Origin of the sequence: Streptococcus mitis (assembly GCF_005844455.1) — a bacterium.
GTDB classification, from domain to species: domain Bacteria; phylum Bacillota; class Bacilli; order Lactobacillales; family Streptococcaceae; genus Streptococcus; species Streptococcus mitis_BF.
The window spans coordinates 1-3,550 of the sequence record NZ_SPGF01000096.1; the positions used below are offsets into that span (position 1 = coordinate 1).

The 3,550-nt window shown below is 44.2% G+C and carries 3 protein-coding genes; all 3 read left to right on the forward strand.

Annotated elements, in window-relative coordinates; genetic code table 11:
• Positions 1-186: 186 nt before the first annotated feature.
• Genes gatC through gatB form a run of 3 tightly spaced genes read left to right on the forward strand, consistent with a single transcriptional unit; the run spans position 187 to position 3,397 of the window.
• Positions 187-489 (forward strand): Asp-tRNA(Asn)/Glu-tRNA(Gln) amidotransferase subunit GatC, encoded by a 303-nt coding sequence (gene gatC / locus FGQ53_RS11375; protein ID WP_000705419.1) that lies wholly within the window; start codon positions 187-189, stop codon positions 487-489.
• Entirely contained in the window at positions 489-1,955 is a 1,467-nt protein-coding gene (gene gatA / locus FGQ53_RS11380; RefSeq protein ID WP_138338863.1) for an Asp-tRNA(Asn)/Glu-tRNA(Gln) amidotransferase subunit GatA, read from the forward strand. The genes gatC and gatA overlap by 1 nt, the downstream gene beginning before the upstream one ends.
• Positions 1,955-3,397 (forward strand): Asp-tRNA(Asn)/Glu-tRNA(Gln) amidotransferase subunit GatB, encoded by a 1,443-nt coding sequence (gene gatB, locus FGQ53_RS11385; RefSeq protein ID WP_138338866.1) that lies wholly within the window; start codon positions 1,955-1,957, stop codon positions 3,395-3,397. The genes gatA and gatB overlap by 1 nt, the downstream gene beginning before the upstream one ends.
• Positions 3,398-3,550 lie beyond the last annotated feature (153 nt).

Below are 3,550 nucleotides of genomic sequence, written 5' to 3' on the forward strand. Positions count from 1 at the left end.
GAGTACTAGCTATAAACCAGTTGAACCATCTAATTTTTAGGAGGGCTGGGTGGCTAACCTCATTATAGAACTTTCATAAAAGCGATTTTTCAATTTCTATTTCTTTTCAGTTTGGATCCCTTATTTATAGGAAAATATGGTAAAATAGAACAGACTAAAAATCATCATTTCACGAAAGGATGCAAGATGAAAATTACGCAAGAAGAGGTAACACACGTTGCCAATCTTTCAAAATTAAGATTCTCTGAAGAAGAAACTGCTGCCTTTGCGACTACCTTGTCTAAAATTGTAGACATGGTTGAATTGCTGGGCGAAGTTGACACTACTGGTGTCGCACCTACTACAACCATGGCTGACCGCAAGACTGTACTCCGCCCTGATGTAGCCGAAGAAGGAACAGACCGCGACCGCTTGTTTAAAAACGTACCTGAAAAAGACAACTACTATATCAAGGTACCAGCTATCCTAGACGATGGAGGAGATGCCTAATGACTTTTAATAACAAAACTATTGAAGACTTGCACAATCTCCTTGTCTCTAAGGAAATTTCTGCAACTGAATTGACCCAAGCAACGCTTGAAGATATCAAATCTCGCGAGACAGCTATCAACGCTTTTGTTACTATCGCTGAGGAGCAAGCCCTTGCTCAAGCTAAGGCTATTGATGAAGCTGGAATTGACGCTGACAATGTCCTTTCAGGAATTCCGCTTGCTGTTAAGGATAATATCTCTACAGATGGTATCCTCACAACTGCAGCCTCAAAAATGCTCTACAACTACGAGCCAATCTTTGATGCGACTGCGGTTGCCAATGCAAAAGCTAAAGGCATGATTGTTGTCGGAAAAACCAACATGGACGAATTTGCCATGGGTGGTTCAGGTGAAACTTCACACTACGGTGCCACTAAAAATGCTTGGGACCACAGCAAGGTTCCTGGTGGTTCATCAAGTGGTTCTGCGGCTTCTGTTGCTTCTGGGCAAGTCCGCTTGTCACTTGGTTCTGATACTGGTGGTTCCATCCGCCAACCTGCTGCCTTCAACGGAATCGTTGGTCTCAAACCTACCTACGGAACGGTTTCTCGATTCGGTCTCATTGCCTTTGGTAGCTCATTAGACCAGATTGGACCTTTTGCACCAACTGTTAAGGAAAATGCCCTCTTGCTCAACGCTATTGCCAGCGAAGATGCTAAAGACTCTACTTCTGCTCCTGTCCGCATTGCCGACTTTACTTCAAAAATCGGTCAAGACATCAAGGGTATGAAAATTGCTTTGCCTAAGGAATACCTCGGTGAAGGAATTGACCCAGAAGTTAAAGAAACCATTATCAATGCAGCTAAACACTTTGAAAAACTTGGTGCCATCGTCGAAGAAGTCAGTCTTCCTCACTCTAAATATGGGGTTGCCGTTTACTACATCATTGCTTCATCTGAAGCTTCATCAAACTTGCAACGTTTTGACGGTATCCGTTACGGCTACCGCGCAGAAGATGCAACCAACCTTGATGAAATCTATGTAAACAGCCGTAGCCAAGGTTTTGGTGAAGAGGTGAAACGCCGTATCATGCTAGGTACTTTCAGCCTTTCATCAGGCTACTACGATGCTTACTACAAGAAAGCTGGTCAGGTCCGTACCCTCATCATCCAAGATTTCGAAAAAGTCTTCGCGGATTACGATTTGATTTTGGGACCAACTGCTCCTAGTGTTGCCTATGACTTGGATTCGCTCAACCACGACCCAGTTGCCATGTACTTGGCTGATCTTTTGACAATCCCAGTCAACTTGGCAGGTCTTCCAGGGATTTCGATTCCTGCTGGATTCTCTCAAGGTCTACCTGTCGGTCTGCAATTGATTGGTCCTAAGTACTCTGAGGAAACCATTTACCAAGCTGCTGCTGCTTTTGAAGCGACAACAGACTACCACAAACAACAACCCGTGATTTTTGGAGGTGACAACTAATGAACTTTGAAACAGTCATTGGACTTGAAGTCCACGTAGAGCTCAACACCAATTCAAAAATCTTCTCACCTACTTCTGCCCACTTCGGAAATGACCAAAATGCCAACACTAACGTGATTGACTGGTCTTTCCCAGGAGTACTTCCGGTTCTCAACAAAGGTGTTGTCGATGCCGGTATCAAGGCAGCTCTTGCCCTCAATATGGACATCCACAAAAAGATGCACTTTGACCGCAAGAACTACTTCTACCCTGATAATCCAAAAGCCTACCAAATTTCTCAGTTTGACGAGCCAATCGGTTATAACGGCTGGATTGAAGTCGAGCTAGAAGATGGTACAACCAAGAAAATCGGTATCGAACGCGCTCACTTGGAAGAAGATGCTGGTAAAAACACCCACGGTACAGATGGCTACTCTTATGTTGACCTCAACCGCCAAGGGGTGCCCTTGATTGAGATTGTATCTGAAGCTGACATGCGTTCTCCTGAAGAAGCCTATGCTTATCTAACAGCCCTCAAGGAAGTTATCCAGTACGCTGGTATTTCTGACGTTAAGATGGAAGAAGGTTCGATGCGTGTGGATGCCAACATTTCCCTTCGTCCTTATGGTCAAGAAAAATTCGGTACCAAGACTGAGTTGAAGAACCTCAATTCCTTCTCAAACGTTCGTAAAGGTCTTGAATACGAAGTCCAACGTCAGGCTGAAATCCTTCGTTCAGGTGGTCAAATTCGCCAAGAAACACGCCGTTATGATGAAGCCAACAAGGCAACCATCCTCATGCGTGTTAAGGAAGGGGCTGCAGACTACCGCTACTTCCCAGAACCAGACCTACCACTCTTTGAAATCTCAGACGAGTGGATTGAGGAAATGCGTACTGAATTGCCAGAGTTTCCAAAAGAACGCCGTGCGCGTTATGTATCTGACCTTGGCTTGTCAGACTACGATGCTAGCCAGTTGACTGCAAACAAAGTCACTTCTGATTTCTTTGAAAAAGCTGTGGCTCTCGGTGGTGATGCTAAACAAGTTTCTAACTGGCTCCAAGGCGAAGTCGCTCAATTCTTGAACGCTGAAGGCAGGACACTAGAACAAATCGAATTGACACCAGAAAACTTAGTAGAAATGATTGCCATCATCGAAGACGGCACGATCTCTTCTAAGATTGCCAAGAAAGTCTTTGTCCACTTGGCTAAAAACGGTGGTGGCGCGCGTGAATACGTTGAAAAAGCAGGCATGGTGCAAATCTCAGATCCAGAAATCTTGATTCCAATCATCCACCAAGTCTTTGCGGATAACGAAGCCGCAGTTGCCGACTTCAAGTCAGGCAAACGTAACGCAGACAAGGCCTTCACAGGCTTCCTTATGAAAGCAACCAAAGGACAAGCGAACCCACAAGTCGCCCTTAAGCTCCTTGCACAGGAATTGGCCAAGTTGAAAGAAGATTAATATGTAAAAGAAACCAGCCCTAAGGTCAATGTCATTAAGTTAAGAAATTCAAATACAATTCTGTATTTGGGTTTCTTTTTTATGTGATAAACTTATAGTTAAGGAGGGATTTCCCATGATAAAACAAATAAAAGCCCACTTGAATAAGAGTAT

Bases quoted from the DNA above. Each gene is read 5' to 3' on its own strand.
- gatA (WP_138338863.1), top strand. From the start codon at position 489: ATGACTTTTAATAACAAAACTATTGAAGACTTGCACAATCTCCTTGTC.
- gatB (WP_138338866.1), top strand. From the start codon at position 1,955: ATGAACTTTGAAACAGTCATTGGACTTGAAGTCCACGTAGAGCTCAAC.
- gatC (WP_000705419.1), top strand. From the start codon at position 187: ATGAAAATTACGCAAGAAGAGGTAACACACGTTGCCAATCTTTCAAAA.